We start from the raw sequence: 20,888 nt of genomic DNA, 5'->3' as shown, positions 1-20,888 counted from the left end.
TTTATCAAGAAAGTTGAGGCTTAGTGTAGCTTCCCAAAAGCCCATGACTTCAGTCGTGGGCTACGTTGTTTGCGGATACCCTCAGAAATACACTCTAAGCCTTTACCCCCTCCATTTTTAACTAGACAATAAATGAACAAAGGTGTTTTTGGAGTATAAATCAAAAGTCATTTCCTCAGATTGTACTAGCTTTAATGTATACTTCAGACACTCTTCAATAGCATATCTTGAAATAAGGCAACGCTCTGAATTCTGATATAAATTATCATAACTTATGACTACCAATTTTTCGTTCTATTTCACCTCAAGTAAGTCTAATCTCCTTAAAACTATTGTATTTCTATGCTTTATTATCAGTAATAGTTTGTATGCTTTCCCTATTCAAGACATAAATTATGAGATCAAAAAAGTAAAGGATATTGCCCAGTTGGATATTAGGGATGTGTTCAAAGATTCCAAAGGTTTTTTGTGGTTGGCTACTTCCGATGGATTGGTTCGGTACAATGGTCTGGATAGTAAAATATATAGAGTGGGGAAATCTGAAAACACGATTGGCAGTAATATGACCCGAAAAATCACTGAAGATAAATGGGGAAATATATGGGTTTCGACTTTTGGGAAAGGGCTTTCTAAGTTGGATATAAAGAAAGAGAAGTTTACCAATTATACGATGGAAAGTGAAGAGGATTATCGAATAGAAACGAACGACATTTCTTCTTTTTTAATTGATGATCATTGTATTTGGATTGGGAATTGGGATCGGCTTATTAAGATTCAATTGGATGATGCAAATGATAAAATCAAAGGGAGTACTTCTATTCCTTTGTCAGAAATTGATCACTCATTGCATCAAGTGGTGGTACAAACTATTTTTAAAGGGAAGGGCAATGAGATTTGGCTGGGGTTAAATACGGGGTTAGTTAGAATCAATAACAGTCTTCAAGATTTACATTTGATAGACTATGATAAAACATCAGGGAATGTTTCTGATATGACTTATTGCGATGAGCAAATCATTACTTCAGGTGAGTTTATTTCCTTATTGAAACGTAAAAATCAATTGGAGTTTTATCTAAGGGACTTAATATATAATTCAGGTCAGACAATTGCTTATCAAGATGGTGTATTATGGGTAGGTAATCGAAAAGGCGTCTTTGCTTATGTCTATCACCAACAACAATTACAGCTTTTAAAGCACTTTCAAACGTCTAGTAATAATGGTAGGTCGCATCATCCTGTCACATCAATTAGTATAGATAAAAATCAAGTTTGGGTAGCTACAACGGGAGGTGGCGTATATTGTATTTCTGATCCTAACCGCCTGTTTGAACATTATCAGCAGACCAATAAGAATTCTTTATTTGACGATCATATCAAAGCAATTTTTGAGGACAGCAAGCAAAACCTTTGGATAGGCACTGAAATAGGAGGTCTTAATTATCTTATTGGGAAGAATAAATACAATTATGACAACGGGTTTGGACAGCTTTCGGTAAAAAATTATCCCGTTGGAAATAATAGAGTATATGCCATTGCAGAACAGCATTTACCCCATTCAACAATCAGGAATAGACTGATTTGGTTGGGAACTACTTTTCCTACTTTTTTAGTGGCATTAGATCCCAATACGATGAAGCTGTTGCCTCAATCTCCTTTAGCAAAACAATTAGGGTTTGTGTTTGATATCAAAATCCAAAACGATTCTGTTTTATGGTTAGGCACTTATAACGAAGGGTTGTGGCGACTGGAAACCAATCAAAATGGAGAAATTAGAAGTGCTCAACAATTTGATTCCAATAAGGAAAATGGAGGGTTGACGTCAGATATTATCCGCAGTATTTTATTGGATTCCAATGGAAATCTATTCATAGGTACAGACAAAGGATTGAACTTCATTCCGAAGGAAGAATTGCCAAAACAGCATCCTAAAATCTATACGTATAGGGAAGGAAAAACGAAATACGACCTTCCTAGTGAATACCTCCTTAAGATTTTTGAAGCGAAGAATGGTACAATTTGGATCGGAACGATTGGGGGAGGATTAATACATTTTGATGCCATTAGGAAGGATAAAAGAATAGTATTTAATGCCCTCACTATCGAAGAAGGATTGGTGAGCAACTCTATCAAATCAATGGAGGAAGATGAGAAAGGCTGTTTATGGCTCAGCAGTAATCAGGGGTTGATCAAATACAATCCAGTATCTCATAAATTTGTCAATTACTATGAATCGGATGGGCTTCAGGCCAATGAATTTGAAGATTTGGTGAGTTGCAGACGTAAAGATGGGCAAATGCTGTTTGGCGGTGTCAATGGACTCAATACGTTTTATCCCTCCCAAATTGTAAATGATAGCACTCGACCCAATTTGTACTTTTCAGAACTTCAAATCCTAAATGAAACGATAGCACCCAATAAAAAATATAATCAGAGGGTCATTCTTAAACACAGCATTGAACATACAGATAAAATTAATCTTAGTCATTCCCAAAACAGCTTTACGCTCTCTTTTGAAGCCTTTCAATTCAATAGTCAGCACAAAGTGAAATTTCGATATAAGTTGGAAGGTTTTGATGAAAAATGGACAGTCACAAGAAATGATAGCCGACAGGCGAAATATACCAATATTCCCACAGGGAAGTATACCTTAAAAGTGAATGCGGCAAATAGTGATGAAGTGTGGTTAGACCAACCGATAGCATTGGAAATTAATATTGCTCGGCACCCCCTTTTGAGTGTTTGGGCTTTGGTTATGTATGGTTGCTGTTTTGTATTTCTTAGCGGTTTTATTTTGACAATATACAATCGTATTAGAAAGCAAAAAAGAGAGGTGTTTATTGCTGAATTGGAAAAGAAAAATGCAGAGGAAGCAGCCCAATCTAAACTTCGATTTTTCACCAATATCTCCCATGAATTTAGAACACCTCTGACATTAATTACGATCCCCTTAGATCGTTTAATCAACGCTATTGATTTAACAGCTAACGAGAGAAATCAACAATTAAAAATAATCAAGTACAATGCTGATTTGATGCTCCGCTTGGTCAATCAGATTCTAGATTTTCGAAAACTAGAACAGAATAAAATTCAGCTTTCCATGCAATCCATCAATATTGTAAAGTTTATTAATACAATTTTTGACGGCTTTCAACCCTTAGCAGAAAATAAGGAAGTGACACTTCAGTTTATAACAGAGCAGGATGAAATAAACATGTCATTTGATCCTGACTTTCTAGAAAAAATCGTCAATAATCTATTGTCCAACGCCATCAAATTTACACCTAAAAAGGGTATGGTGACTTTAGCAATTCAGTCTTTCCAAAATAAGGTCTTGATTAAAGTATCGGATACTGGTATTGGTATTAATGAAAATGATCAGCAACACTTGTTCAAGAGGTATTTTCAAAAGTCTGAGAAGAATAAGTTTTACAGAAATGGAAGCGGTATTGGGTTGAACTTAATTAAAAACTTAGTGGAACTTCATAATGGAACTATTGAAGTGGATAGTGAAGAGGGAAAAGGAGCAACTTTTAAAGTCTATCTCCCTAAAATCAATGAGGGAACGATAACAGAAGAGCTTTCAAAGGAAATGTATATTGAAGAGACACCACAAAGGTTTTCCATCGAAACTTTAAAAGATGAATTATTGACTTATTCTAAAAAATATACTTTTCTAATAGTAGAAGATAATGAGGAATTGAGAGGCACGATTGCTTCTATTTTTAATAAAAACCATCATGTGATAGAAGCGGAAGATGGATTTCAAGGACACCAGCAATGTGTAGAGCACTTGCCAGATATTGTGATCAGTGATGTCATGATGCCTAAAATGAATGGTTTGGAACTGCTTCATACCATCAAGAATGATTTAAAAGTCTCCCACATTCCTGTGGTTTTATTGACTGCAAAAAGTACTAATGAAAATAAAATTGAAGGTTTAATGGAAGGAGCCGATGCATATGTTTCAAAGCCATTCGATCAAAATGTTTTGTATTCTATAGCCTTTTCTATTCTCAAAAATAGAGAGCGTTTGATAGAAAAATTTGATAGAGAAATTAAAATTAATCCTTCCTTAATCTCCAAGACTGCCCCTGACGTAGCGTTCATAAACAAGATTCTTTCCATCATCGAAAATAACCTTGATGATACCTCTTTTAATGTCGATAAACTAGCGGTTGAATATGGCCTTTCGAGAAATCACCTAAACAAAAAAATCAAAGCCTTAACAGGGGAAACTACCATTGCATTTATCCGCAATATTCGATTGAAGCACGCCGCCGAATTATTCCGAAATGGCAACACCAATATTTCTGAAGTAACCTGGAAAGTAGGCTATTCTGATCTAGGAACTTTTAGAAAACGATTCAAAGAAAAATTTGGTGTCAGCCCATCTGAATTTGTGCAGGAAGGTGAAAGTAAAGTTCAGTAGAAAGATTAAGAAAAATGGGGCGTGCTGTGGTTCGTGAGACGCAAAGCATTGCGTCTCTACAGGTATCTTTTCAATTCACTGAATTATTAAATTGAAAAAGTGTCGTCTTGTAGAGCCACAATGCCTTGTGGCTCACGTACCACCATAAAAACCATATACAACCATCCTTCACGAAACACCTCACCAAAAAACAAATAATCCTCTCATAAATACATGAAAATAAGTCTTTTATACACTTAAAGTGTAAATGCCTATGCTATTCGTATCAAATACCTAGGGTGTAAATCTGCCTAAAATTCTAAGTTTGAGCATGATGAAAATAGCTTTTTTGGGGGGTATTTTTTTAGTGATTGAAATATCAATTTCCCCTCTTTCAAAAACCTCTTTTCTAGAACTAAACACTGAATTTTTTATTTGAAATGAATTGTTATTATGAAGATTAAAACGACTTTTACAAGAAGTGTTTTTCTATTCCTCTTTTTCTTTATTTCTATTGGAGTCTCGGCTCAAAACGTACAGGTAGATGTGAACCTCAACATGGTGCACTCTGTAGAAGGAATATCGGATTTTGGGAGAGACAGGCACATTACTGTCCACTCTGCAGCCACCGAAAGAGATTGGGACGGGCAAGAAGACAAACTCGACTATTTTATCAATGACCTCGATGTGTATTGGGGAAGGGATAATGGAGCGGCAAGCTGGAAATTTTCCGATACGCCGGAAGATCCTAACCGCCCCAACAAGCCCGATGTTTCGGCAATGAAGTTTAAGGCTGAAGAGCTGAAAAACTGGTATGAAAGTAAACTGAATGCGAAACAATACGAAGGAAAAGGTTTCATGATTCAGGGGACAAATCCTCACCCTACTTATCCAACATTGGACTGGGGAGAAAGAGGTAAAACGTGGCATGGTTGGCAACCTTTAGAGGTGGAAACTTCAGCGGAGTGGGTGACAGAATACCTTGACCACTATTTTGCTAAATCTTCAGGTGAAAAAGGAGAACCGTTACCCGATTATTGGGAAGTGATCAACGAGCCTGATATGGAGATGATGGTCGGCGGAAAAAGCTGGATCTATGCAAGTAGTCAAGAAAAACTTTGGGAATACCACAACCTTGTAGCTGAAGGAGTGAAAAACCGTTTAGGGGATAAAGCACCTAAAATTGGTGGTATGACTTGGGGTATGCACGATTTCTATTGGAAAGATGGAATCAATAGAGTGGCAGATAATCAATATGAGCAATGGTTCTCTGATGACCTCATGCCTTATTTACAAGAAATGACGGCTTCAACTGTTAATGATACGAGAACATCGGATTGGTATCAATGGGATGTGATGTGGCAGGGCTTTATTGATAACTGTGGTGATAATATGGATTTCTATGGTATTCATATTTACGATTGGTCAGTGGGGGAGAGAGGCAAAGGTGTGATCCGTACAGGCGGTCATGTAGAAGCCATGTTAGACATGTTGGAATGGTACGATATCCATAAATTCGGTAAGAAAAAAGACATCGTTTTATCTGAATTTGGTGCGGTTTCTAGCTGGATCAATAACCAAGAAATGGAACGAAAAGCGTGGGAGAATTTACGTCCTTTCAATGGCATGTTTATGCAATTCTTGGAGCGCCCTTCTCAAGTGGTTTATTCTATGCCTTTCGCTCCTGTAAAAGCAGAATGGGGAGACGTAAGAGATGCCAACGGTAATGTAACGACAAGATACGGTTCAGTATTAATGGACAGAGTAGATCCAAACTGTACGGCTTATGATGCTTCTTGTGAATGGGAATGGTCAGATTTTGTAAAGTGGTATGAGCTATGGAGAGATGTGGATGGAACTCGTATCGATACAAAAGCAACAGATAGAGATATTCAGGTAGATGCTTATGTAGATAACAATAAAGTCTACCTTATCGTCAACAACTTACAGTTTGATGAAGCAACAGTAGATTTGAATATTTTTGATACGGAGGCCACAAAAGTACAGTTTGTAGATAAGCGATACATGTATTTTGATGAAAATAAAGGAACGACAGGTGGAGTATCTTTAGATGAAACGCGATTAAATACGGCTCCGGGATCAATGACTATTTCAGGTGGTGGTACCGTGATTTTAGTGTACAATTTTGAAAAAGATGTAGTGCTGGATCAAACATCAATTGAAGAAAAATACATGAGTGTGGCGCTAAATAATGAGACGACAGCAATTGGTGGTTTATTATTTAGAAAGGAAGTTCCGGGTCGTACACCAATGACCACCCAAATCAATAATGTAGTAGTTCCTAGCCAAGGTGAAGCAACTTTAAGATTCTCGGGTAAATTCCCTGAAAATGCGATGGTGCCTGCTTATATCACTGTGAATGGTAACGATTTGGAGTATACCACAGATTGGAGAGGAGAGTACGAGGATTCGAGAAACTTCTGGTTTGGTACCATGGAAGTAGATGTTCCATTAGAGTATTTACAAGAAAGCAATGAAGTGACGATTGAAATCCGCGGAAATAAAGTAACCTATACTACGGTTTCTCTTCAAGTATTTGATATGTCGGCAACACCTGCCCGTTCTTCAAATTCATCCAACTTGATTGCCCTAACGGATATTTCCATCACAAATGAAGCCTTTGATTTGATGAATGGAAAGTATGAAGCTTTGGAAGTAGCTTTTACTCCTGAAAATGCAACGAATAAAAAGATCACTTGGACGTCATCGGATGATACTAAAATCGTAGTTGATGAGTTTGGAATGCTAACGTCCAAAGCAGATGCTGGAGAGGTAACAATCACAGCCACTTCAGAAGATGGTTCAATTGTAAAAACAGTTGTAGTTACTGCAGTTCCATATGCATCGACGCCAATTACAGAAGTTTCCATTGCACAAGGTGCAACATTCAAAACTGAAGTAAATATCACGACTCCATTAATTGTAAATGTTCTTCCTGAAGGAGCCGAAAATTATGAAGTGGTATGGTCAAGCTCTAATGAGAAGGCTGTAAAAGTAGATGCTTTTACGGGTAAAATTCAAGGGTTAACCATTGGAGGTACAGCTAAAATAACAGCAACTGTAGTCGATACAGAAAATGGAGGTACGGTATTTACAGATGATATTGATGTCTCTGTAATGATCAGCGGTACTGAAGAAGTGTATTGTTTTGAGTACGAAGAAGCTTTTATCGGTAATGATGTTTATACCTTTGATATCGGCGTGAATGCTTTAGCGAATAGAACTGTAAAGGCTGAATTACTAAAAGGATCAACTGTTTTAGGTGATGCTGAAAAGACATTGACTAAAAACGGAGAACAGTACTTGCCTATCACTATTCAATTAGATCAATTAGCTGAAATTAGCACTGATTATTCTTTAAAGTTGACTTTATTAGATGGTAGCTCAACGTTGTCTACTTGTGAAAGTACGTTGGCTATTGATGCTCCAATTCTACCAACATCAATCACTGTAAAAGATGGTTTAAGAACAGTGCAAGTGGGAGGGACATTAACGATTGAAACGGATGTAATTCCAGAAAACGCATTTGATAAATCAGTGAATTGGGAGATCATTTCTGGTGCTGATATCATCTCCATTGAGAACGGTGTGATTACAGGATTAAAAGCAGGAACAGCAGAAATCAAAGGAGTTGCCAATGCGGATAATGCTGTGGAGACTTCAAACCTTACCATCACATGTCAGGCAGAAGCTGTGGTTGTACTTCCTACAGAAATCCATTTAGCGAAGCGAACAACAGTATTCCCTAATAGTACTTTACCAATGGAAATTGTTGGTTTTGTTCCTGATTTCACCAATGCCAAAGAGGTCAATTGGACAGCAAGTAACGATCTTGTAACTATTGACGAAAATGGTCTTGTTGTGGCAGGGAATACTGAAGGTAAAGTGACGATTACGGCGACTTCAAAAGAGGCTCCTTCTGTTTCGACTTCTTTAGAATTGACGGTAGGAAATGTGCTCTATATTGAGGCAGAAGATTTCGATGAGAAGTTTGGTGACGAACTGGGTATTTATGAACCAACAGCCGGAGTAAAAGGTATTAATGCAGTAAAAACTGGAAACTATGTAGTGTATCATATTTACTTCCCAGCGGAAGGGGATTACTCTGCAACTTTCTTTGCAGGCACTGCGTCAGCTGATTCGAAACTCGATTTATATGTAGACAGCCAATTACAAGGAAGTACGGTTATTAATAACAATGGCTGGGATAACTTTGAGCCGTATAAATTGACAGAAACCATTACAATTGCTTCGGCAGGTGTTCATGAAGTTGGAGTTGTTGCTTCAGGTACTACGCCATATCAATGGAATTTAGAGCACTTCGAGTTATTATTTAATGGTGACGTCTCTTGTGAGGATTTAACCTCAGTTTCTTTGTCAGAAAATATTACTTTAACCACTTGTCAAACAGTACAAGTGACCTTCTCTAAAATACCTTCAACAGCTTGTGATCCAACTCAAGTACAATGGTCGATCGATGATGAAGGAGTGACAACGATTGATGAAAATGGACAATTGGTAGGAGTATCTGTTGGTACAACAACGCTACGTTTAACAACAGAATTAGGTGAAGTAACTTCTCAAGTAACGATTACAGAAGCTTCGGCTCCAACATCAATTACTATTCTTCCTTCAAATAGAACGATTGCTGAGGGCGGAACACTCCAACTAAGCGCGGAAGTTTTACCAGAAGGCATTTGTAATGCAAAAGTGATCTGGAGTTCATCAAATGATGCATTGGCTACGGTTGACGCGACAGGACTATTGGAGGCACAAGCAGGCGCATCAGGTCAGACTGTAGATATAACAGCTACTTCTGAAGTGGATAACACTATTCTAGGTACAGCTACATTTACGATCACTTCAATTGCTCAAGATATTGTGATCGAAGCGGAAGACTTTGATAGAACAGGCGGAACTTTTGATGATGGAAAAGTACCTTTCGGAGTCAATAAAGCAGAAGGCGTAGGTATTAATTGGGTGAACTCGGGTGATTATGCAGAATTTGATATCCAACTTGAAGCAGGAAGTTATGAAGTGAAATATTTGATTTCATCTCCTAATGATAATGCTGAAGTGACCATTACTTTAAATGAGCAATCTATTGTAACAACAGTACCGAATAATGGTTCTTGGGATGCCTATCAAGAGTTAAAAGCAGATGGAAGTATTGAAATAACGAATGCTGGAAATTACGTATTGAAAATTCTTGCTTCAGGGACCCAACAATGGCAATGGAATTTGGATAAGATCATTTTGATAAAAACAGATATTTCTACTCCTTCTTCATCATGTGTTGCATCCAATGTAACGATCACTGATACTGATCAAACATTAGACTTCAACGATACATTTACTGTAAATGCAATAGTAGATTATACCGGAGAATGTACGGGAGAGATTACTTGGTCTTCATCAGATGAAAGTGTAGTAACCGTAGATAATAATGGCAAAGTGACTGCGATAGGAGCTGGTACTGCAGAAGTTGTAGCGACCTCAACTGAAGGCAACTTCACAGATAAAATAGTCTTTACTGTCAATCAATCTACAGTTGTTCTATGTGAAGTATCCAATTTAACGATCACTGATGCAGATCAAACATTAGAAATTGATGCTACATTTACTGTGAATGCGACGGTGGATTATACTGGAGATTGTACGGGAGAAATTATTTGGTCCTCATCAGACGAAAGTGTAGTTAGGGTAGATAATAATGGATTGGTGACTGCTATAGGAGCAGGTTCTGCAGAGGTTGTAGCAAGTTCAAGTGAAAGTGAATTGACAGCTAAAATTGTAATTACAGTCAATGCACCTGCTCCAACTCCTTGTGTTGTAACTAATGTAACAATCACCGACGCAGATCAAACGTTGGATGTTGACGGTACATTTACAGTCAATGCCACAATTGATTATACCGGAGACTGTACAGGAGAGATCACATGGTCATCATCAGATGAAAGCGTAGTTACGGTTGATAATAATGGTTTGGTGACTGCCATAGGATCAGGTACAGCTGAAGTTACAGCGAGCTCAAGTGAAGGTGACTTCTCAGATAAAATTGTATTTACGGTCAATCAACTAGTTGAAGAGGTGTCAGTGACAGGAGTAACATTACCTGAATCAACAGTAAATCTAATCGTTGACGGAACGCATCAATTAACCGCGACAATTACTCCAGAAAATGCAACTAATTTGAACCATACTTGGACTACATCAGATGATAAGGTGGTAAAGGTAGACGAATTAGGAATGATTACAGCCGTATCTCCTGGTACTGCAACTATAACCGTATCAACAGCCGATGGTGGTTTTACAGCGTCAGTAGAAGTAACGGCAGAAGGGGCAATTTTATCATTAACAGATGACTTAAGAAGTAAAATCTCCGCTTACCCTGTGCCAGCAGAGGACTTTATTCAATTCAATAACTTACCAAACGGTCGTTATGAGTTTACTGTAAGTGATACGAATGGTAAAGTTTTGATATCTGAAGTAATGAATTACCAGTCAGGAGATCAATTGAATGTGAGTGAATTGACAGCTGGAATTTATATCGTGAATATTCATAACAATAGTATTCATGAATTCATAAAAATTCAGATTAAGTAATCTAAAGTACAATGAATAGAGTGAATAGGTGTTTCTTGCACCATAATTAAAAACTATGGGTAGGTGATAAAGTAACTTTATCAAGACTGAAGTGTTGATGGATTCAATATCACTTGCCCATGACTTCATTCATAATGCACTTTTTTATACTTCACTAAAGTTTTTAATAGAAGAATATTATGATATTTTGTTTGATTCAGAAATACAATTGAAAGGAAACCGACCCTCACTTTTTAGAGTGAAATCAAATAATGACATAATATTTATTCAAGTATAAAGAACATAAAATACCCCCCCCCTAAAAATGTCTAAATAAGCTTTTTAGGGGGCTTTTTATGAAGAATAATAAGTGGATTATGAGTAATTATATCCTTTCAATGGTTAAAGTAAAATGACACTCTGATATTTCTCACTATCATGAATGATTGTATTTAATCCTTTTATCGTATCATGAAATGGATCATCACTTAAATTGGTATTAATTTGTGGAGTGTTTTTCGTAATTTCTTTTATTATCCAAGGCATGGTAGCACCTCCTCCTGTGAAATAAAAACCATTTGAAATAATCTGATTGATTTTTGAATGATTAACCTCCTGTTCTATGGTTTGGAGTAAGTAATCTTCTATGATTTCAAAGTAAGGTGCTAGAACTCTTTTGACCTCTTTAGTAGCGATTGTTTTATTTTCAATCATCATGCTTTCTCCACTATTTGAAATCTCTTTTAGTATTTTAATCACTTGACTTTCATTCAACTTTAGTTGATGTTTTCTTAAAAAATGATTTCTTAATGCATCTTGTAATTTTTTAGTTCCTAGGGGAATTAAGGTAGAACTAATTTCTTTTGAATCGGCAAAAATCGATACTTCAATTTTACTTGCTCCAAAATCGACGAGTACGAAGTGTTTCTTTTTGTAAAGAATATTCATGTTGATGGCCTGACAAATTGATTGGTGAATCATATTGACTTTTTTTCCACCCGAATGTTCACCTGAGTCTCTATAAGCTCTTTTGTCGACTTCTGAATAAGATGGTGGTATTGCCACAAAAAAAGTGTGTGAAGGCAAGATCATTCTATTTGGGTAAATAGAATTTTTTATGGCATTTCTTAGTAGTTGCTCAAATGCGTGAAAATCTTTAATTATTCTATTTATGGGAATAAATACTTTATGGTTATTATCTGATATAATCTTATTTCCAATACCAGTCACTTTACCATTTTCTTTATAAACGGAAATGAGAGTACTTTCATCAAAAACGATATTATTTTCATGAATCAATCTTAAGTTTTCACTCCCAGGATCAACACCTATAGTACTCGAAAAAAAATCAAAGAAACCCATTGCTAATATTATTTTTTGTATTTGACATGATAAATTTTTATCAAAAATAAAGAAGGTCAAACTATATTACACTCTTTTGAGGAATTCTGAATAAAAAACTCCAACTCTAAAGTATGTTATACTCTAAAGTTGGAGTTGAATGACAAATGATTTTAGCTACTTTATTTCTTCATATTCGAAGTGGCAATCTGACCCGCAATAATGGTAGAAAGTAAATCACCACCTTTGCTACCACCTTGACCAGAGAAATATTGCTCAGGCAATTTGATTTTACTGATATTAGCCCACTTTACAGAATCCTTGCGGTACTCCCAAAGTGATTTTTGCTCAGGCGTCAAACCTGAAGAAACTAATTGTTTGTTGGCGTAAGCTTTTGTTTCAGCTATAATCTTTTCTGTTTTTGCTTCTAATTGAGCGGTTTCAAATTTTATTTTGGCCAATTTCTTATTGGTCTCTTCTTGCTTTAATTGTGTTTCAATAGCAATCAAACTAGAGACCTGTTCCTTTTCTCTTTTTACTCTTTCTTGTGCTTTATCTCTTTCACCTTCTGCCAAAATTCTTGATTGAGCAGCCTTTGCGGTTTCAATTCTTTGAATCTCCAATTGACGTTTAGCAGATTCATCTCTTTGAGATTCTAATCTCTTTTTAAAAGAAGATTCCATGTCAATAGAAGGTAAAACCACTTGAGAAATTAGAATGTGGTTTTCAGAAATTTCATTAGGTATTCTTTTAAACCTGCCTTGTTCATCGGCTACTTTTTCAACAAGATACTTTTTGCGAATTTCTTTGATTCCTCTGACATCTTTTTGAATAGCTTGATCAAATAAAGTATCTGCTATTTCTATCTTTCTTACTTCATAAGAACCATCTTTCAATTGTTCTTCAAAAGTTTGACGGAAAGATTGTGCATCACCAGAAATATAGTCTTGTGCTGCATACATATAAGCAGTATTGACCAATTGCTCTCTGATGGTTGGAATTAAGGTCATTGCCACAAGGTTTTCTTGTGATCTAAATTTTACAGCCACGTCAATAAATGACTCTTCAGTGTTGGGCATCTGTACTCTAACAGAGGGATACCCTAATGCTGTTACTTGGTCAATGAAACGAATGTTGACAGGTTTCATCGAAGAGTTGTCATCATCATCTACATCTTCCGTAGTGATGTCAATATACTTACTCCAAGGTTGAACTTTACCGAACCATGTAAAATGATATCCTTCACTCATGATCGCTGCTTTCTTACCGTTGGGGTAAGTGACAAAATATTGATATCCTGGTTCTGCCCACATAATTGCACTGGATAAGGCAATTGTGAAAATAGCGAAGAAGAAAGACATAATACCAAACTTCGGATTCAAGATAGGATAGTTTTCTTGTAGTTTCGGGAATATTGATAATGCACTGTACACTAAACAAAAGAAGACGATAATATAAAATAACATAGTCATAATGATAAATTAATAGTTGCTGATTAATTAAATAATATTCACAAATGTATTAACGTATTACACTGCTGTAAAGATGTTGTTTTAAGAATATTTAGCGTGATGTTAAAGAAGTGATATTAACAGAAAAGTAAGCTCTTCAGTTGTGGTGTATTTTGTTTTTGGATTTACTGAAAAGTAGGAGCATTCATATCTGTATTGTAAGCAATAGTTCTAAATGTGCATTTCGTAAACCATGATTTTAATTGGAAAGTTAGTAGATAATGATGATGTACTGAGAAAAAAGAGGCACCCTCATCAGGTGCCTCTACTATAAAAGTTACTTATTCTCTTGAAGTGTTTTTTTGTTTTTCACATGTTTTTCTAACCATTGGTCTTGTTCCCACAATAAGTGCAGGATGCTTTCTTTAGAGCGGTAGCCATGACTTTCTTTTGGTAACATTACCAATCGAACAGTGGCACCTAATCCTTTTAAAGCATTAAAGTAACGTTCACTTTGCATAGGGTAAGTACCTGAATTATTATCAGCTTCACCGTGTACAAGTAATAACGGTTGGTTCATTTTATCAGCATGCATAAATGGAGACATTGTGTAATACACCTCTGGAGCTTCCCAATAGTTTCTCTCTTCGCTTTGGAAGCCAAATGGCGTCAGTGTTCTGTTGTAGGCACCACTTCTTGCAATACCTGCAGCGAATAAATCAGAATGAGAAAGTAAATTTGCGACCATAAATGCACCATAGCTGTGACCACCTACAGCTACTCTTTCTCTGTCTATGTAACCTAAATTATCCACAGCATCAATTGCCGCTTTCGCATTGGCAACAAGTTGTGTTCTGAACGAATCATTAGGTTCTTCATCACCTTCACCAACAATAGGGAATGACGCATCATCTAAAACTACATAGCCTCTTGTTACCCAATACACCATTGAGCCGTAATAAGGATAGGTGAATTCATTAGGGTTTTGAGTGCTTTGCGAAGCACTTGATTTGTCTTTAAACTCAGTCGGATAGGCCCACATAATCATAGGCATTTTTTCCTTCTTCTCCTTGTCATAGCCTACTGGTAAATATAAAGTAGCAGAAAGCTCCAGCCCATCTTCACGCTTGTAAGTAATCACTTCTTTGTGTACATCTTGAATACTTTTGAAAGGGTTCTCAAAAGAAGTAATTTGCGTTAGCTTTTTATTACGGATACTTCTAAAGAAATAATTCGGATATTCCTTTGCTGATTCGATACGTACAAGTAGCTCTTTTTTCTTAGGGTCATACTTTTGAATATCTTCAATTTTATCAGTGTAAGTAGATTGATAAATTCTCTTTTTCTCTTGTGTTTTGATACTCATTTGATCCACAAAAGGGAATTGACCTTCTTTTGTAAATCCATCACCAATAGTAAATAATTGATCATTGACAATTGTCAGCACTGAACTTCCCATTGCATTTCTTTCAGTAACAAAACTTCCTGGATCACTGTACCTGTCTTGGTAATTTCTATCAGTGATAACAATGGCTTTTTGGGAAGCATCCGAAGGATTGAATAAATACTTTTTCGTATTTCTAGTATTCCACCAGTAATCGTAAGCTACGGCCACTTCATCATTACCCCATTGAACACCTGCAAACCGATTGATTGTTTTTAAGATGGATTTTCCATCCCCTTTGTAAGGTGCTTCTAACTCGAAAACTTCATCACGGTACTCTACTTCGTTTGCAGGATCACCGCCATCTAAAGCTACAGCATATGTCAGTGTTGCAGGTTTATCGTCTCTCCAAGAAAATCTACGTTTTCCAGTTCTTACCGCCATAAATCCTTGAGGTAAATCTTCAATCAAAGGAACTTCCAATACGGTTTCTACTTTTTGGCCTTTCTTGTTATAAACGGTCGTTTTAGAAGGAAACCTTCTATAAGTCACTAAATATGAAAATGGCTTTTCTACAGTTGTTACCAATACATAGTTGCCATCAGGAGAAAAATCAATTGAGGTATAAAGACTTCCTTCTAACCATTTTTCTTTTTGACCGTCTAGTGCTACTTTGTACATATCAGACATGGCTAACTGTTCAAAGTTGTGCTCATCATTTTTGTTTTTCAATAAGTCTTGGTACGTTCTGTTTTGTGCCTTTTTACCATTGTTTTCAGAAACCGTAGGTCCTGTTGGAACAGCATTTTTAGTATTGATTAAAGGCTTTCTTTTCTCAGCAATCATTTTTACCAATAATGCGTTTCCATCTTCAAACCAATTGATGACATCACCAACATTAGCATTTAAATTAGCGTCTGTAATTTTTGTTACACTTGCTTTGTTTAAATCCAATACCCAAAGTTCAACACCTTCCAATGTTGTATTGGTCAAAGCAATTTTTGATTGATCAGGAGACCATTTGAAGTTCGTGAGTTTAGGGTTTTCAGGTAACCCTTCTACTTGTACAACTTCAGCTTTTTTGTCATTAAGTTTTTTGATTTTCACATTATTGAAGTAGGTAACTCTACTGCCAATATTTGTTTTAGGATCAATTCTCAATCCTCCCAAACGTAGTTCTTCTTTTGATAACTCCTCTATGGATTTGTAGGAGTTTCTGTACAAAAGAATCATGGTGTCCTTGCTGTCGTTTAATAATACACTTGGAGCCCTTGGCACGTCTACAAGTTCAAGAATTTCTTCCGGTGGTTTTTGGTACTCCAAGTTATCTTGGGCGAAAGTACTTGTCAGGATGAATGTTAAAAGGATGCTTAAAAAATATTTCATGATAATTAAATTGGTATTTGAAAATTAGTTTATTTCAGAGTACAGAAAGTTCTTATGAACTGTATTTCTTTATCTTCATAAAGCTAGACAATATTACCATATATCTGTAAGTATAACAAGGAGCACTTTGAATAGAAGGTGTAGAACTCCAATAAAATAGAGTATTAATAAAGATGTTATTTTAATCTTTAATGAATACGTTTTTTATAATATGTTTTGAGTGGTATTGCAGGTAAATTCCACAGCTTTACAATTGAAACTATAGGGTAATGAGAAGACCTTCTGATTTCAGAAGTGACCTATATAATTACTTAAAATGATCCAATCTCAATACTAATTTTCATATATTGGAAGCTCAAATAATCTAAACTTAAAGTCATGCATACAAACTATTACTTTTTCTTGCCATTATTGGCATTGTTATTTAGTGCCAATTCTATTTTTAGTGAAAATGAAAATTTCGATCCTCAAAGGATAACTATAGAGAATGTCTATGCCACTACGACGAAGGTTCCTCAATATCAGAATCATGTTTTAAATTGTTTTGATGGTGATACGACCACTATATGGCAAACAATGGATGGTATTTATGAGAATGAAGGTATAATGATTTACTTTCCGGAGCCAACATATATCTATGATATTGTGTTATATGATGTGGATGGAAAAACAACATCAAGGTTTGAAAAGTACTATGACGGACGTTCTGCTTATTGGGGAACTATCGATCAAAAAATATCAAGCTTATTTATCAAGTTCACAGGTTCTAATCAGCATAAAAATGGACGCTATTCTTTTGGAGTTTCTGAAATAGAGCTTCTAGATGAAAATGAAAATCCTTATGCTATTAACACTCCAAAATTAATAAAAGGACAGGTCAAAGCTTCTAGTGCGTTAACTCCTGAAATTGCATATTCACCAAATAATTTAGTAGATGGTCAAAAAGAAAATGCGTGGTCAGAAGCAGTGAAAGGGTTAGGGGTTGGTCAGAAAATCAATTTTTCTTTAGAAGAAGAAGTTCAAGTGAAGCAACTGAAAATATGGAACGGCTATCAACGCTCTAAAGAACATTTTGTGGCCAATGCCTCTATGCAGTCTTTTACTTTCGGAACTAAAGGAGGAGAGAAGAAGAGCTATACAATTAAGAGAAAAGAAGGAGGACAAGTCATAGATCTTGGGACAACTTTTAGCGGTAAAGAATTTGAATTAGAAATTACTGGAGCAGATGCTGGAACAAAATATCAGGACCTTGTTATAAGTGAGATACTTCTGCAAAATGGTAATTCTTCAGTGACCGTCTTTACAGGTGAAGAAGAAAAAAGAGTGAAAGATAACTTCGCTTTGAATCATAAAATTCTTCAAAGAGTTTTAGACAAACGATTAAATGATTCAAAAGAAGAATCAGTAGGTGAAAATGCTACAATTTACAGGACTTCATCACTATCCTTAAGGTCAAATAATACATTTGTACTCTATGATAGAGAGGAAGAAACAAGAGTGGTCAATTATAACGATTCAGAAGATGATGAACCTTATGAGGAGGAAGAAAGTAATGTAATATCTGAAATCATTGCTGATGGCAATTGGGAAATAAAAAGTATAGAAGATGATAAAGTTGTAATTAGAATTTTCGGGAAGAAGTTCACGCCTCTAAATTCAAGTGATTTATATAAAGGAAAAGTTACAAATTCTTCATTAAGAATATTCCAAGATAACTTAACAATAACTCATGACGAAGTAAAAGGACAGAAAGTATTAGCACCTATAAGAATATTCTAATGATGAATCTTTTAGAGTCTAAGAAGGTATCGATTACCTCTGTATTCTTATTTATAATAGGTGCCTTCTTATGTGGCTTTTCATTATTTCAGACCCACTATGCGACGGGATGGGACAGCTATTTTTACATGGCTCAGACCAAAAGCTGGTTTGAACATGGTGCTCTGCATTCACCAAGAATAAATATTGTTTATCCTATATTAATTGTATTTCAATTTATAATAGGTGACTATTTGTTATCGTATAAGATCGTCACTATTTTAAGCTATAGTAGCTTTATAGTACTAATTTTTTACTTCTCTTATTTTAAAAGTAAAAATCTAATATGGAGTATTGGAGTAGGGTTAATCATGCTGTTTAACCCTCAGCTCATTTATTTTGCAAGTCAGTTTACAAAGAACCTCATAGGACTTAATTTTTTCCTTCTGTTATTAATCATGATGGAGAAAAGAAAAGTAACTTGGGGTGTCATTGTATTTATGGGCTGTGTATTATCTCATAAATTAATCTTGGCGTTAGCAGTAATATATGTATTGGCTTTTCTCTCTTACAGTATTTTCAAAAAGTATTTTGAGAAGGGGGCATCGATTTCTTTGGTGGCTTTGCCAATAGTAGCATATTTTCTGATTTTAATTTTACTGCCTTCACAATTGTCGGAGTCATTTCAACTACCCGTAATTTCCTTTATAGATTCTCATCATGATGTAATAAATTTAATTTGGAAAATATACGTGGTGGGAGCATCCTTCCTGTTTATTTTTAGGTTAGGGAAGGGTATATTTTTTCCAAAACAATTAGATCATTTTCAATACAGTTTTCTGATTGTACTCAGTGTACTTTTCTTGCCGTTTCTAAAATGGGATGCCTTAGAATATTCCTTTCGGTTCTGGATGGTATTTGGAGTGATCTCACCATTATTATTAGTGGAGTTGAGAAAAATGTATGGAGTACTGCTAATAGGTATTTCAGTTTTAATAGGATTATTTTCATTTTCTACTTACCAACCCAAACTACACGATCCACCTTATAAGAAGTATTCATTTTTAAGCTCTTCATTAGCGAAAATTGAGGAAATAGAAAATTCAGAATTGCTTATTGCTCATAAATCCTTAGCAGAGTTTATTTCCTATCAATTGGGAATTGATGTACTTCCATGGGGAATTTCTAGGGAAGAGGCAACCAATAAAGTATACCGGTTAGTGTATATTCCACCTCATAATAAAATTGGTTTTCTATCAATTATTGAAGATTACAAAATTAAGAGGTTATCAGCAGAGTACGTCTTGCTAAAAGAGATGGATTGGCTGGAAAATATCAAGCCTGTTCTACTCAAAGAAAACGAATATGAAGAGACTTGGAAGAACCCTTATCTGATAAGGTGAAGTGCTTTAGATTTCACTTTAAATAGTTTCACAATGAGCTTCAGGATCGTATTTCTTTAATAAAAAGAAGATCTGTCCTCAAAATCCCTAACATCCAAAACAGAAGTAAACATTAATAACGAACCTTTTAATCCATTAACATCAGTTTTGAAAATAATATAGTAACTATGTAGCATAAAATATTCGTGTGTTTCAAATCAACTAAATATAAATGAACTTAGGCTATAAAATGCTAGTCCTTGATATGGACGATACATTATTAACGGATGATCATATCATATCTGAAAGAAATAAAGAAATGCTTCTCAAGGCACAGGACGAAGGTGTGAAAGTGGTATTAGCTTCTGGCAGACCTACTCCTGCAATGCTCTCTTATGCCAGAGAATTAGAACTTGATCGATATGGATCATATATCATCTCTTACAATGGCGGTGCTCTTATCGATATGGTTGATGAAAGTATTATTTATTCTCAAAGCCTGACGGTGAATAATATTCATGACTTATATGATTTTGCTTCAAAAAATAATGTGGATATAATCACTTATTCATCTGATAAAATTTATAGCGAATCTCATTCAGAATACATTCAAGTGGAGATAGATCTAACTAAAATGGATTTTGAAAAAGTGACTGACTTCAAAAAAGCAGTTGACTTTGATGGAGTGAAATGTATAATGCTAGAGGAGCCTTCTAAACTTCAAGAGGTCAAGCCTTTACTAGAAGATGCTTTTCCAGAACTGAGTGTTTCTTTCTCTAAACCTTTCTTCTTAGAAGTGACGCAAACAGGAATTGATAAGGCGGCTACATTGGCAAGATTGGCAGAGACAACAGGCATTAAAAGAGAACAAATTATTGCTGTTGGTAATGCAGGCAATGATTTGTCAATGGTAGAATATGCTGGTTTAGGAGTATGGGTAGACAATGTTACTCCTGAATTGAGAGATAAAGCGGATGTCATTGTGGCTTCTAATAATGATGATGGAGTTGCTGAAGTGGTAGAGAAATTTATCTTGAGAACAGAAATGAACATAGAGGTAGTATAATCCTCTTTCATTGCCGTTTTTTAAAGAAATAATAATGATGTGTGCATCATAGTTTACGCTGTGGTGCACTTTTTATTTTCAGTGAAATGTAATGTATATCTCCTTG

8 protein-coding genes are annotated in these 20,888 nt (G+C 35.6%); 5 read left to right on the top strand and 3 right to left on the bottom strand.

Annotation, left to right across the window (positions count from 1 at the left end; all coding sequences use genetic code 11):
• Positions 1 to 274 precede the first annotated feature (274 nt).
• Positions 275 to 4,429 (top strand): hybrid sensor histidine kinase/response regulator transcription factor, encoded by a 4,155-nt coding sequence (locus tag AVL50_RS15970; protein WP_082795858.1) that lies wholly within the window; start codon positions 275 to 277, stop codon positions 4,427 to 4,429.
• A 432-nt stretch (positions 4,430 to 4,861) separates the two neighbouring features.
• On the top strand, positions 4,862 to 11,035 hold the full coding sequence (locus AVL50_RS15965) for an Ig-like domain-containing protein (protein WP_062617505.1): 6,174 nt from the start codon (positions 4,862 to 4,864) through the stop codon (positions 11,033 to 11,035).
• Between the two features lie 381 nt (positions 11,036 to 11,416).
• Here the strand turns inward: AVL50_RS15965 and AVL50_RS15960 are convergent, their stop codons facing one another.
• From AVL50_RS15960 to AVL50_RS15950, 3 genes are all read right to left on the bottom strand, one after another.
• Positions 11,417 to 12,376 (bottom strand): rod shape-determining protein, encoded by a 960-nt coding sequence (locus AVL50_RS15960; protein WP_062617504.1) that lies wholly within the window; start codon positions 12,374 to 12,376, stop codon positions 11,417 to 11,419.
• 161 nt (positions 12,377 to 12,537) lie between these two features.
• Positions 12,538 to 13,821 (bottom strand): hypothetical protein, encoded by a 1,284-nt coding sequence (locus AVL50_RS15955; protein ID WP_062617503.1) that lies wholly within the window; start codon positions 13,819 to 13,821, stop codon positions 12,538 to 12,540.
• 322 nt (positions 13,822 to 14,143) lie between these two features.
• Positions 14,144 to 16,576 (bottom strand): S9 family peptidase, encoded by a 2,433-nt coding sequence (locus tag AVL50_RS15950; RefSeq protein ID WP_062617502.1) that lies wholly within the window; start codon positions 16,574 to 16,576, stop codon positions 14,144 to 14,146.
• 378 nt (positions 16,577 to 16,954) lie between these two features.
• Between AVL50_RS15950 and AVL50_RS15945 the strand changes: the two genes are divergently transcribed.
• From AVL50_RS15945 to AVL50_RS15935, 3 genes are all read left to right on the top strand, one after another.
• On the top strand, positions 16,955 to 18,355 hold the full coding sequence (locus tag AVL50_RS15945; protein WP_062617501.1) for a hypothetical protein: 1,401 nt from the start codon (positions 16,955 to 16,957) through the stop codon (positions 18,353 to 18,355).
• Entirely contained in the window at positions 18,355 to 19,737 is a 1,383-nt protein-coding gene (locus AVL50_RS15940) for a hypothetical protein (protein WP_157491362.1), read from the top strand. Before AVL50_RS15945 ends, AVL50_RS15940 begins: the two co-directional genes overlap by 1 nt.
• 211 nt (positions 19,738 to 19,948) lie before the next feature.
• A complete protein-coding gene (locus tag AVL50_RS15935) occupies positions 19,949 to 20,782 on the top strand; it encodes a Cof-type HAD-IIB family hydrolase (RefSeq protein WP_062617499.1) in 834 nt (277 codons plus the stop codon).
• Positions 20,783 to 20,888 lie beyond the last annotated feature (106 nt).

Origin of the sequence: Flammeovirga sp. SJP92, assembly GCF_001583495.1 — a bacterium.
Taxonomy (GTDB): domain Bacteria; phylum Bacteroidota; class Bacteroidia; order Cytophagales; family Flammeovirgaceae; genus Flammeovirga.
Note: the sequence above shows the minus strand (reverse complement) of the source record. Positions and strands in the feature narration are given on the sequence as shown.